At 70.2% G+C, this 12,111-nt stretch carries 9 protein-coding genes; 7 read left to right on the plus strand and 2 right to left on the minus strand.

Going from position 1 to position 12,111, the window contains the following annotated elements; translation table 11 throughout:
- Nucleotides 1-110 precede the first annotated feature (110 nt).
- From CCN37_RS36795 to CCN37_RS36815, 5 genes are all read left to right on the plus strand, one after another.
- The gene (locus CCN37_RS36795; RefSeq protein ID WP_246843530.1) at nt 111-2,219 is read left to right on the plus strand and encodes a UvrD-helicase domain-containing protein; all 2,109 of its coding nucleotides are present in this window, start codon (nt 111-113) and stop codon (nt 2,217-2,219) included.
- A 125-nt stretch (nt 2,220-2,344) separates the two neighbouring features.
- Entirely contained in the window at nt 2,345-3,547 is a 1,203-nt protein-coding gene (locus CCN37_RS39430) for a glycosyltransferase 87 family protein (protein ID WP_143262000.1), read from the plus strand.
- Nucleotides 3,548-3,576: 29 nt separating this feature from the next.
- Nucleotides 3,577-4,788, plus strand: a complete 1,212-nt coding sequence (locus CCN37_RS36805; protein WP_143262001.1) for a glycosyltransferase 87 family protein — start codon at nt 3,577-3,579, stop codon at nt 4,786-4,788.
- A 388-nt stretch (nt 4,789-5,176) separates the two neighbouring features.
- Nucleotides 5,177-6,313 (plus strand): glycosyltransferase 87 family protein, encoded by a 1,137-nt coding sequence (locus CCN37_RS36810; protein ID WP_143262002.1) that lies wholly within the window; start codon nt 5,177-5,179, stop codon nt 6,311-6,313.
- Nucleotides 6,306-7,424, plus strand: a complete 1,119-nt coding sequence (locus tag CCN37_RS36815; protein WP_086829987.1) for a glycosyltransferase 87 family protein — start codon at nt 6,306-6,308, stop codon at nt 7,422-7,424. The genes CCN37_RS36810 and CCN37_RS36815 overlap by 8 nt, the downstream gene beginning before the upstream one ends.
- On the opposite strand, the gene CCN37_RS36820 is transcribed toward CCN37_RS36815, so the two are convergent.
- A complete protein-coding gene (locus CCN37_RS36820) occupies nt 7,390-7,782 on the minus strand; it encodes a PPOX class F420-dependent oxidoreductase (protein WP_086829989.1) in 393 nt (130 codons plus the stop codon). The two genes, CCN37_RS36815 and CCN37_RS36820, sit on opposite strands and share 35 nt — an antisense overlap.
- Nucleotides 7,779-8,267 (minus strand): vitamin K epoxide reductase family protein, encoded by a 489-nt coding sequence (locus CCN37_RS36825; protein ID WP_086829992.1) that lies wholly within the window; start codon nt 8,265-8,267, stop codon nt 7,779-7,781. Before CCN37_RS36825 ends, CCN37_RS36820 begins: the two co-directional genes overlap by 4 nt.
- 447 nt (nt 8,268-8,714) lie before the next feature.
- Here CCN37_RS36825 and CCN37_RS36830 point away from each other — a divergent pair, with 447 nt between their 5' ends.
- Together CCN37_RS36830 and pelF are read left to right on the plus strand one after the other, a co-directional pair.
- The gene (locus CCN37_RS36830; protein ID WP_210408380.1) at nt 8,715-10,706 is read left to right on the plus strand and encodes a hypothetical protein; all 1,992 of its coding nucleotides are present in this window, start codon (nt 8,715-8,717) and stop codon (nt 10,704-10,706) included.
- A 5-nt stretch (nt 10,707-10,711) separates the two neighbouring features.
- Nucleotides 10,712-12,111 (plus strand): GT4 family glycosyltransferase PelF (gene pelF / locus CCN37_RS36835; RefSeq protein WP_210408381.1); only part of this gene is annotated, 1,400 nt, incomplete at its 3' end.

The following is a 12,111-nucleotide window of genomic DNA, read 5'->3' on the forward strand; positions in this document are numbered from 1 at the left end:
GGTGGAGAGCGGGGATTTTGGCTGGCGGGAGGGTTGGCGGGCGCGGCGCGCGGGGTGGACGTGAAGACCTCTAAAGTTGTTCGACTTCACGAAACTTTGGGGAGCTGTGCGTGCAGGGAGTCTCGATCAGGCAGGCGGAGATCGCGGCGGAACAGCAGTACGTCGACAAGGTCTACGCGCGCTTGCTGGTGATGCGCGAGGAGGCGAAGGCGATGATCGCCGCCGCCCACGAACGCGGGCTGGAGCGGCTGCCCGCGGCGCTGGTCGAGCGGGACGCGATGGTGCACCACGCCACGCGCCAGCTGAAGTCCCTTGAGGCGGAGTACGAGGGCCTGGTCTTCGGGCGGCTCGACCAGAGCAGCGGTGAGATCTTCTACATCGGCAGGCTCGGGGTGCGCGACGCCGACTTCGACACGATGGTGATCGACTGGCGCGCGCCGGTGGCGGCGGCCTTCTACCAGGCAACGGCCGAGCAGCCGATGGACGTGGTGCGGCGCAGGGTGATCCGCTGCTCGGGTGGCAAGGTGCTGCACGTCGACGACGAGCTGCTGACGCCGGAAGCGGTGCCGGAGAGCCTGACGGTGGTCGGTGACGGCGCGCTGATGGCGACGCTGGCGCGAGCGCGCGGGCCGGTGATGCGCGACATCGTCGGCACGATCCAGCGCGAGCAGGACGACGCGATCCGCGCTCCCGCCGAGGGCATCACCGAGATCACCGGCGGACCTGGCACGGGCAAGACGGCGGTGGCGCTGCACCGCGCCGCGTACCTGATGTACCGCAACCGCCGCAGGTTCAACAGCGGTGTGCTCGTGGTCGGGCCGTCGCCGGTGTTCATGAACTACATCTCGCGCGTGCTGCCCTCGCTCGGCGAGGACACGGTGGAGCTGCGCGCGCTCGGCGAGGTGCTGGACGGGGTCAAGGCCACGCGCACGGACACGGCGGCGGTCGCGGCGGCCAAGGGCTCGCTGCGCATGCGCAGGGTGCTGCTCAACATCATGAAGGAGGCACCGCCCGGGGCGCCGACGGAGCTGCGGATCGTCTACGGCGGCCAGGTGCTGAAGCTGGAGGCGCACGAGCTGGCCAAGGCCCGCAAGGCGGTGCACAGCCGCCGCGTGCAGCCGAACCAGGCGCGCAAGCCAGCGGCGGACGCACTGCTGGAAGCGTTGTGGCAGAAGGCTTCCTCGTACTCGGACAACAGGGCCAACCGCAGGAACTTCATGGTCGATGTCGCCGACCGCAACGAGTTCATCGACTTCGTGTCCGCGTGGTGGCCGACGGTGCTGCCGACGCAGGTGCTCGGCTGGCTCGGCGATCGCGACCGGCTGCGCAGGGCGGCCAAGCGCAACCTCACCCCGGAGGAGGTCGAGGGCGTCGCGGCGTCCTGGGCCGAGCAGGACGCGGGGTGGTCGGTGGCGGACGCGGCCGTGCTGGACGAGCTGCGCGTGCTGCTCGGGGACCCGCCGAGGCGGCGCCGCTCCGACGAGATGGACGAGTTCGACATGATCGCGCACGAGGTGACCAGCTGGCACCAGCGCGAGCAGGGCCAGCAGCACTCCGGGCGGGCCGAGCACTACGAGCACTACTCGCACGTGATCGTGGACGAGGCGCAGGACCTCTCGCCGATGCAGTGGCGGATGCTGGGCCGGCGCGGCAAGTACGCGAGCTGGACCATCGTCGGCGACCCGGTGCAGAGCTCTTGGCCGGACGAGGCCGAGGCTGCCGACGCCAAGGAGCGGGCGCTGGGCAAGGTGAAGCGCAGGCGCCGTTTCTCCTTGCGCACCAACTACCGCAACAGCTCGGAGATCTTCGAGCTGGCCGCGGACGTCGTGCGCGACGCCGTCGACCCGGACGACCTGCCGACGGCGGTGCGCTCCACCGGCTTGGCGCCGGAGCTGCGCACGGTGCCGGTGACCGACGTCCCGGACCAGACGGCGGCGGCGGCGAAGGAGCTGCTGGACCAGGTCGACGGCACCGTCGGCGTGATCGGCACGATGGGGCGGCGCGCGGAGCTGGCGTCCTGGGTGGCCGATCTCGGCGAGCGCGTGCAGGCGGTCGGCAGCCTGGAGGCGAAGGGCATGGAGTACGACGCGGTCGTGCTGGTCGAGCCCGCCGAGCTGATCGCCGAATCGGCCACCGGCCTGCGCGCGCTCTACGTCGCGCTGACCCGGGCGACGCAGCGGCTGACCGTCGTGGCGTCCGACACCTCCTGGCGCGAATAGCCTTCGCGTCCACGCGTCTTCGCACGCGTGGACGCGACGGACCCCTTGGTGTTGCGCCGTTTCGAAGACTCTCGTTTCGGCTCCAGCCGCACAACGTCGCCCGGTCCTCCGGTGTCCCTGTTCTTGTGACGACGACGCTCGCAGGACTGCTCAGACACCCAGCCGCCGCGGTGGTGGGTACCGCCGTCGCGCTCTTCATCGCGCTGCGGCAGGTTTCCACCGCCCCGATCGTCGACCTGGACGTCTACCGCGCGGGCGGTGAGGCGTGGCTGGCCGGGCGGGGCCTGTTCGACGCGGAGTTCCCGCCGCGACCGCTGGCCTTCCCGCTGCCCTTCATCTACCCGCCGATCTCCGCCGTGCTCTTCAGCGGGCTCACGGTGCTGCCGCTGGCGGCCCTGGGCTTCGTGGTGACCGTCGTGACGGTGCTCGCGCTCATGGCGGCGTGCGTGGTCACGGCGCGCCGCTGCGGGGTGGACAAGGCCGTTGCGCTCGGCCTCGGCGCCGTGATGACCGCGGTGATGGTCTTCGCCGAGCCGGTGCGGAGCACGATCGACCTCGGGCAGATCAACGTGCTGCTGATGACCTTGGTGGTGCTGGACTGCCTGATGAAGCACACGCCGTGGCCGCGCGGGCTGCTGATCGGCATCGCGGCCGGGATCAAGCTGACGCCGCTGGTCTTCCTCGTGTACTTCGCGGCGTCCGGGCGGTGGCGCGTCGTGCTGACCGCCTCGTCGGCGTTCGTCGGCAGCGTGGTGCTCGGGTTCCTGCTCGACGCGGAGAACTCCTTGCAGTACTGGACTTCCACGGTGTTCAAGCTCGACACGATGGTCGGCGCCGGGTTCGTCACCAACCAGTCGATCCGGGGCGTGCTCGCGCGCTTCGGGCTGGACAAGGACGCGGGCTTCCCGATCTGGGTCATCGGCGTCGTGCTGGTGCTCGCGGCGATGTGGCTCGCCGTGCGGCGGTTGCTCGCGGAGGGGCGCGAGGTCGGGGCGATGCTGGTGATCGCGACCGCCACGCTGCTGTGCTCGCCGATCTCGTGGAGCAACCACTGGGTGTGGGTGGCGGTGGCCGGTACCGCGCTGGCGGCGGCTGCGCTGCGCGCGCCGAGCTCGCGCCTGGCCGTCCCGGCCCTGGTCGTGGCGGTGTTCTTCATCGGCCCGCACGCCCATGTCCCCGTCAACGGCGAGTGGACGCTCGGGGAGTGGTTCCTGGGCAACGCGTTCTTCCTGACCGCGGTCGCCGCGCTGGCCGTGCTCGCGCTGCGGGGACGGACGTCGGAGGTGGCTCCGCAGGCTCCCCGGTACGCTGCTGAGCTGTCCAGGTGAACGGTGTGGGTGGAGTGGATCGGGACGTCGTGAGTGCTAGCCCGTCGGGGGCCGTCGCGCCGAGCCGCAGGACCCACGTCCGGATCGCCGTCCTCGCCGCGCTGACCTTCGGCTTGGCCCTGCTGGTCACCTCGTGGGTGTCGTTCATCGATCTCCGGGTGTACCGCGAGGGCGGGGACGCGATGCTGCGCGGACTGGACCTCTACTCCGGCGCGTTCCCGTACTCCGACACCAAGTTCCGGCTCCCGTTCACCTACCCGCCCTTCGCCGCGGTGCTGTTCGGGCCGCTGGCGACGCTGTCCTGGTCGGCCGCGGTGGTGGCGACGCTGCTCGTCGGCAGCGCGGCGCTGATCGCCACGGCCTCGATCACCGCGCGCGGCTTCCACCAGAACTGGACGAACGCCGTCCAGGTCGGCGCCGCGTTCGCCGCCGTGTGCGTGCTGGCCGAGCCGATCCGCGCCACCCTCGGCTACGGCCAGATCAACCTCGTGCTCATGCTGCTCGTGGTGGCCGACTGCCTGCTGCCGCGCACGCCGTGGCCGCGCGGACTGCTGATCGGCGTGGCCGCCGCGATCAAGCTGACTCCGGCGTCGTTCCTGCTGTTCTTCCTCGTGCGGTTGCAGTGGAAGCCGATCTTGGCCGCACTGGGCGGTTTCGTCGCTGCCGGCGCGGTCGGCTGGCTGGTCGCGCCGGTGGACTCGCTGAAGTACTGGACGACCTTGCTGTTGGAGCCCGGGCGCATCGGCAGCGCGGCCTTCGCCGACAACCAGTCGCTGCGCGGAGCCCTGGTGCGGTTCGGGCTGAGCGAGGCCGAGGCGTCGCGGTGGTGGGTCGTCGTCGTGCCCGTCGTGGTGGTGGCCGCCGCGTTCGCGTGCTGGCGGCTGCGTGCTTCCGGGCGTGATCTGCCCGCGTTGCTCGTGGTCGCGGCGGCCGGGCTGATCTGTTCGCCGGTGTCGTGGACGCACCACTGGGTGTGGATCGCTCCGGCGGCCGTGGGGACCGTGATCGCGATCCGGCGCTCCGCGCGGCCCTGGCCGTTGATCGCGGTGGCAGCCGCTCCGCTCGGGTTGTTCTTCGTCGGCGCGCACCTGTTGCTCCGGCGCGGCGGTGGCGTGGAGCTCTCGTGGACCTGGCCGGAGCACTTGCTCGGCAACACGTACCTGATCACGGCGTTCGCGGTGGTGATCGCGGGCGTGGTCTTCGGCCTACGACGGCGTCCCGCGGATCTCTCCCATGCGTGACCGCCGCCGTGCGCAAGGCCGCGGCCGTGGCTCGCGTCGCGGTCCTCGCCGGGGTAACTCCCTGAATGACTCATTGGGGTGGTTGAGCGGACTGAATGACTCGTTCAGTCCGCTCAACCACATGAACGAGTCATTCAGCACGTTCCGCGGAGCGAACGGGCCAGTCGGGAGCTCGGACGCACCGAACGGGCCGTTGGGGTCCTCCGACGCACCAAACGACCCGTTCAGGGCCTTAGACGCACCAAACGGGTCGTTCAGGGCTTCTGGCGCACCAAACGACCCGTTCAGGGAGTTCAACGCACTGAACGGGCCGTTGGCGGGCGGCGGGGTGCCTGGGCAGGCGGGCGGAGTGCCGGTGCTAGCGGGCGGAGTACCGCAGCGTGCGGGAGTGCCGAGGTGGGCCAAGGTCTGGGCGGCGGTGGCGGTCGGGTGCGCGGTGGTGGTGGCGCTGCTGGTGATGGCCGGGGACGGGCTGGTCGATCTTCAGGTGTACCGCGCGGGCGGGGACGCGGTGCTGCGCGGACTCCCCCTGTACGGCCCGGGTTTTCCTTACACGACACCGGCTCTGCCGAATCTTCCGTTCACCTACCCGCCGTTCGCGGCGGTGCTGTTCGCGCCGTTCGGCCTGCTGGGATGGCCGAGCTCGATGGTGGTGATGACGGTGATCGGCGCGCTGGCGCTGTGCGGGGCGTGCGTGGTGACGGCGCGAACAGCAGTGCCGCTGGCCAAGGCGCTGCCGGTCGGAGCGGGCCTCGCGGTGGTGTGCTTGCTGCTGGAACCGATGCGCGCCAACATCACCTTCGGCCAGATCAACCTGGTGCTGATGCTGCTGGTCGTCGCGGACTGCCTGCTGCCGCGCACGCCGTGGCCGCGCGGCCTGTTGATCGGCATCGCGGCGGCGGTGAAGCTCACTCCAGTGGCCTTCGTGCTGTTCTTCCTGGTGCGCAACCAGTGGCGGCCGATCTTCACGGCGGTCGGCGGGTTCCTGGGGGCGAGCGCGGTCGCGTTCCTGGTGCTGCCGAGCGCGTCCGTGCAGTACTGGACCTCGACGGTGTTCCGCACTGATCGGATCGGCGACGTGCGGTACGGGGACAACCAGTCGCTGGGCGGAATGCTGGCGCGTTTGGGAACGCAGCACTTGCTGCTGGCCTTGGTGCTGCTCACGATCGCCGTGACGTGGTTCATCGCGTACCGGCTGCGGCACAAACCCCTTCTGTCGCTGCTCGTGGTCGCGACGGGCGCGTTGCTGGCCTCGCCGGTGTCGTGGGAGCACCACTGGTCATGGGCGGCTCCGGCCTTCGTGGGGCTGGCGATTTACGCGTGGCAGAGCCGAAATTGGGGCATGGTCGCGCTGGGAGCGTTGGTGCTGCTGCCGTTCGCGCTCGGCCTGTACCGCTTCGCTCGGCGTGGCGGCGGCATCGAGTCGCACTGGACGGTCACGGAGCACGTGATCGGCAACGCCTACGTCTTCACCGGGATCGCGGTGCTGGCCGCGTTCCTGATGTCGAGGAGGCTGCGTGCATAGGTGGATCGGCCTCACGGCCCTGCTGGCGTTCGCGGTGACGTGGGGGCGCTCAGCGATCGACCTGGAGGTCTACCGCGCGGCCGGAGCAGCACTGCTGCACGGCCACGACCTCTACGGCGCGAGCCTGCCGGGCACCACGTCGAACCTCCCCTTCGTGTACCCGCCGTTCGCGGCACTGCCGTTCAGCCTGTTCGCGTTGCTGCCGTTGCCCTTCGTGCCGGTGCTGATGACGGTGATCAGCGCGGCGGCACTGACGGCGACGTGCGTGATCGTGGCGCGCCGCTGCGGGTCGACCCAGACTGCGACACAGACGGTGGGCGGAGCGGTCGCGGCGGCGAGCGTGCTGCTCGAACCGCTGATGACGAACTTCCTGTTCGGCCAGATCAACGTGGTGCTGATGCTGCTGGTGGTCGCGGACTGCCTGCTGCCGCGCACGCCGTGGCCGCGCGGACTGTTGATCGGCATCGCGGCGGCGGTGAAGCTGACACCGGTGGCGTTCCTGCTGTTCTTCCTGGTGCGCGGGCAATGGCGGCCGATCCTGACGGCGCTGGGCGGCTTCGTCGGAGCGGGCTTGCTGACCTTGGCCGTGACGCCGGGCAACTCGATCCGCTACTGGACGGACGTGCTGTTCCGGCCGGATCGGATCACTGTGCCGTCGTGGGGCGACAACCAGTCGCTGCGCGGCATGCTGGCCCGCTTGGCGGCTCCGGACTGGGCGTGGCTGCTCGCGGTGGTGCTGGTGATCGCGGTGGCGTGGCTGAGCGTGCACCGGCTCCGCGCGCGGGACGAGGACGTGCCAGCGCTCCTGGTGATCGCGGTGGCGGGACTGCTGGTCTCGCCGGTGTCATGGGGACACCACTGGTCGTGGGTCGCCCCCGCGCTCGTCGCGGTCGTGATCACCTTGTGGCGCTTGGGAAATCGCTGGCTGTGGGCGGTGCTCGCGGTCGCGCTCGTCCCGTTCGTCCTTGGGCCGCATCGGTTTCTGCCGCGCGCGGCCGCCGAGCAGCTGGGGTGGACACCGCTGGATCACCTCGTGGGCAACTGCTACGTGGTGATCGGTGTGGTGCTGCTCGGGCTCACGCTACGCGGCCGAGCACCTTCGTCGGCGTGAGGCGAACGACCACCCGGACGGCTCCGGGCGCGTCGGCGCCGGCCTCCTTGCCGTCGTACTTCCAGGACAGGGCGTCGTCCAGCGCGCGACCGCCCTCCTCGATGATCGTCGCGGTGCCCCGGACCTCCACGTAGATCTCAGGATCGGCGCGATCGGAGACGACGACGCTCACCCGAGGGTCGCGGCGCATGTTCCGTTCCTTGCGGCGGCCAGCGACCGTGGAGAACAGCAGGTCGTCGCCGTCGCGGCCGACCCACATCATCGACGCCTGGGGCGAGCCGTCCGGGTTGATGGTGCACAGCGTCGCGTAGTTCGGGCGGTCCAGGAACTCGCGGACGGCCGGGCTCAGCGCGCTCATGCGGCGTCGACCCCCGCGGGCCTGCGGCTGGTCTCGCCGAGGACGGTGACCACGAACAGCGCGATGGTGAGGACGTGCACGACGGTGCACCACTCGCAGATCACGTGCAGCACCAGCAGTTCCACCGCGACCAGGTAGGCGACGAAGACGATGCCGACACCGACGCTGGCGAAGCGCGCGAGGCGGATCTTCTGGTTGGCCGAGCGCCACAGCGCGGGCAGGTTGAGCACGCACACGCCGACGAAGAACGCGAGGCCGAGCACGGCGACGGGGATGCCGAAGACCACCGACTGCGGGCTGGAGGTGACGCGGGCGCAGTCGATCACGGAGTTGGTCGAGCACACCAGGACCTTCTGGTCGGTGTAGTGCGACAGCGTCATGTACGCCGACACCAGCAGCCCGAGCACGGACAGCACCAGCGCGGTCACCGGGACCCACCGCCGCCCCAGCTCGCCCGGCGCGGCCGTCCCGATCTCGCCTGCCATGATCGTTCCCCTCTCGTTACCCGTGAGCGACAAAGATACCGCCCACCTTCGAGACCGACCGAAAAGCGTTGACGTGAACTGAACGAGCCATTTGGAGGAATTGCTTTCCCGTATTCGTTCTGTTCACCTGACGGAACGGACAAGTTGCAGAGGCAATCAGTTCACCGATCGTTGCCAACCACGTTCGGCCAACCGCAGCAAAGAGCGGGTGACACCGTTCTCGGTGTCACCCGCCTGGACTATTTTCGGCTCATCACCCGCGCTTGTAGCGTTCCACTCGTTTCGCCCTGCGGGTACGCCGCGCCGTTGTCGGCCGCGCACCGCCGAGCGAACTCTCGCTGCCGGATATCGGGGGGATGTTCGTCCGCAGCTCACACCACCTGCATTGTGAGCAATTCGCCATGACCGAAATCGGAGCGCGCCCGCGCTGAGCGAATGGGGACGACTGTGACCGCACGCCGATCGATTCGGCACGCCCTGGGAACGGTGTTCGCCGCCGCGTTGGCACTGGCCGCCGTTCCCGGCAGCGCCGTCGCCACCACCGGCCCGCGGATCGATCTGCGGGTCCTCGTCGTCGACGACGGCCAGGGGCCGGTCGGCGCGATCAAGCAGCGGCTGGACGCCGAGGGCGTGCCCAGCACGGTGCTCTCCCTCGCCGACCCGGGCCGCGCGGTGATCACCCCGCAGTTCCTCGCCGACCCGAACGGCCAGCGCGCGCGGTTCCAGGGCGTCGTGCTGCCCAACGAGGCGCCGAACCGGCTGGCGGCGGCCGAGCTGACCGCGCTCGCCGACTACGAGCGCCGGTACTCCGTCCGCCAGCTGAACGCCTTCGTCTACCCGACCGCGGCGACCGGGTTCGCCGCGCCGACCTACTCCGGCACGCTCGACGGCACGGTCTCGCAGCTGAGCCAGCCCGCGCTGTCCGGCGCGTTCAAGCAGCTGCGCGGGCCCGTGGCCTTCGACGACAACAGCCCGGTCGTCGACGAGTCCTACGGCTACCTCGCGGCAGCGCTGCCCGGCGCCTCGGTCACACCGATCCTCACCGGCAAGTCCTCGAGCGGCGCCGCGCAGGGCCTGCTCGCGGCGGTGCACGAGGACAACCGGCGCGAGCAGCTGAGCCTCAGCTTCGCCTACTACGCCGAGCAGTTGCAGTTCCGGCTGCTGGCGCACGGGCTGATCACGTGGCTGACCAAGGGCGTGCACCTCGGGCTGCACCGCAACTACCTGAGCCTGCACGTGGACGACGTGTTCCTGCCGGACGCGCGGTGGAACAGCTCGGCGAACTGCACCTCCGGCGAGCTGAACTGCCCTGTGCTGCCCAACATCCGGATGACCCAGGCGGATGCCGAGCAGGCGAAGCGGTGGCAGGGCACGAGCGGCTTCATCTTCGACATGTACTACAACGGCGCCGGCGCGGACCGGGCGATCGCAGAGCACGGCTCCGATCCGCTGAGCGCGTGGATGGTGCGCAACCGCAACGATTTCCGGTGGGCCAACCACACGTACTCGCACGAGTACTTCGGCTGCCACCGCGACTTCTCGGTGTCGCCGTGGCGCTGCCAGACCGACCAGAACGGCCAGATCAAGTGGGTCGAGGAGCAGGTGATCCTGGACCAGATCACCCGGAACCGGGACTGGGCGAACGCCAAGGGACTCAAGATCAACCGCGCCGAGCTGGTCTCCGGGGAGCACGGCGGCACGCGCGCTGAGCCGCAGATGCCCACGGACAACCCGAACTTCGCCTCCGCGCTACGCAAGGCCGGTGTCGACTGGGTAGGCCTCGATGCCTCGCGGGACCGCGACCTCCGCGCCGTTGGCCAGTCGCGCGGCGTGCCGCGCTACCCGATGAACCTGTTCTACAACAACGGAACCCGAGCCGAGGCCGCCGACGAGTACAACTGGATCTACACATCTCGGGCCGACGGCGGCAGCGGCGCCTGCGAGGCGAGCGGCACCTGCGTCACGCCGGTGCACCCGGTGACCGGTTTACAGGACCGCATCGTGCCGGGGCAGGTCGCGTTCACCATGCGGACGCTGACCGGCAACGACCCGCGCCCGTACTACATCCACCAGTCCAACCTGGCCGAGGACCGCATCGTCTACCCGATGATGGACGCCATCCTCGGCGCGTACCGGGCGGCGTTCGCGACCAACACGCCGCTGGTGAACCTCCGGATGTCCGAGGCGGGCGACGTGCTCGCCGACCAGTCCGCGTGGCGCGCGGGCTCGGCCCAGGTGACCGCCTACGTGCAGGGCGACGAGCTGGTCATCCAGGCGCCCAAGGGGGTTCCGGTGCCGATCACCGCGCCGGAGGGCACCGACCACGAGGGCCTGTTGGCACCGGAGTTCGGGACGCGGTACTCGGGCGAGCGCTCCGCCGTCCACCGCGCCGGAGGGACGCTGCGCCTGGACCTGCCGCGGTCCTGGGCATCCTCCTGACCGCCGTGGACGTCTCGCTGATGACCGAGGGCACCTACCCGCACGGCTACGGCGGTGTGAGCGTCTGGTGCGACCAACTCGTCCGCGGCCTCTCCCGGCACCGCTTCCACGTCGTCGCCCTCGTCGCCTCCGGCACGGAGCCGCTGGCGTGGGAACTGCCGGAGAACGTCGCTTCGCTGACCCTGGTGCCGTTGTGGGGCAACGGAAGTCGTAGCCGCCGCGTCGGCAGAGCCGCCCAACGCCACTTCACCGCGCTGTTCGCCGAGCTGGCGGAAAGCCTGATGGGTCAAGGGCATCAGCAACGGTTCGCCGAGGTCCTGCACGAGCTGCACGACCTCGGCGAGCTGACGGCCTTGATGCGCAGGGAAAGCACTGTGCGGACGTTGACCGCCGTGTGGTCTCGCCGCTTGACCGGCACCCGGGCGACGATCGCGGACGCGGTCACGGCTGTTGACCTGCTTGAGCATTCGCTGCGCCCGCTGAGCGCTCCCGTTCCGCGCACGGCGGTCTCGCACTCCGTCGCCAACGGCTTGGCCGTGTTACCCGCGCTCGCCGCGAAGTGGCGCTACGGCACACCGTTGTTGTTGACGGAGCACGGGATCTACCTGCGCGAGCGGTACCTCGGCTATCGCGGTTCGCCGTACCGGTGGCCCGTCAAGGCGCTGCACCTGGCTTTCCTGCGGCAGCTGTGCTCGTTGGCGTACACCAGCGCCGGGCTCATCGCGCCGGGCAACGTCTACAACAAGCGGTGGGAGGAACGGCTCGGCGCCGACCCCGCGCTGATCCGCACCGTCTACAACGGCGTCGATCCCGCCGACTTCCCCGCCGCGTCGAGCGAGCCCTCGGTGCCGACGATCTCGTGGGCCGGGCGGCTCGACCCGATCAAGGACCTGGAGACGCTGATCAGGTCGTTCGCGTTGGTGCACGAGGAGATCCCCGCGGCCGTGCTCCGCATCTTCGGCGGTGTCCCCAAGGGCGGTGAGTCCTATGTGGACCGCTGCAAGGCGCTCGTGGTCGAACTCGGCCTGTCCGAGGTCGTGCACTTCGAGGGACGCGTGGAGTTCATCCGCGACGCCTACCTCGCGGGCAGCGTGGTCGTGCTGTCCAGCATCTCCGAGGGCTTCCCGTACACCTTGATCGAAGCCATGACGTGCGCTCGCCCCTGCGTCGGTACCGACGTCGGCGGAGTGCCCGAAGCCCTGGGCGACACCGGGATCGTCGTCCCGCCGCGCGACCCCGCCGCGATGGCCGCCGCGTGCGTCTCACTGCTGCGCTCCCCGTCGCAGCGCGCTTCGCTCGGTGCGGCGGCCCGCCAACGAGCCCTTGAGCTGTTCACCGTGGACCAGGCCATCGGCACCTTCGACACCCTCTACTCCGAGCTCACCGCGCCCACCCCCGCTCGCCC

This window comes from Allokutzneria sp. NRRL B-24872 (assembly GCF_002155965.1).
GTDB lineage: Bacteria > Actinomycetota > Actinomycetes > Mycobacteriales > Pseudonocardiaceae > Allokutzneria.

What these genes read in the sequence shown, in the direction of transcription:
- CCN37_RS36825 (WP_086829992.1), bottom strand. Translation starts at nt 8,267, where the DNA reads ATGGCAGGCGAGATCGGGACGGCCGCGCCGGGCGAGCTGGGGCGGCGG.
- CCN37_RS36820 (WP_086829989.1), bottom strand. Translation starts at nt 7,782, where the DNA reads ATGAGCGCGCTGAGCCCGGCCGTCCGCGAGTTCCTGGACCGCCCGAAC.